Below are 305 nucleotides of genomic sequence, written 5' to 3' on the forward strand. Positions count from 1 at the left end.
TTTAATGGTATACAAGCAGATCATAATAAGTATGCAACATATTTAAAAAAGCAACACAACTTACGTGAGCATTTCGAGCATATAGACGATAGCTTATTTGCACTTTCATTACGTCAGCCAAAATTGTCTGAACAAGTTAATAACGAAATTACAGAAGTATATTATAATATCGATAAAGCTCTAAGCTTACTAGCCGAAAATCAAGTTTATCAAGGCGTTTCTAATCAACAATTTGCAGTAACTGCCGCCAATAATTTAGCAGATTTTTTAAGTGATGTTCTAGATAATATGCAAGAAAGCATGAG

General features: G+C 31.8%; 1 protein-coding gene. It reads left to right on the plus strand.

What is annotated here, in order from left to right; genetic code table 11:
- Positions 1 to 305, plus strand: a 305-nt coding sequence (locus LG649_RS16030) for a hypothetical protein (RefSeq protein ID WP_226544822.1), incomplete at both ends; no start/stop codon positions are given.

It is taken from the genome of Neotamlana laminarinivorans (genome assembly GCF_020523925.1).
GTDB lineage: Bacteria > Bacteroidota > Bacteroidia > Flavobacteriales > Flavobacteriaceae > Neotamlana > Neotamlana laminarinivorans.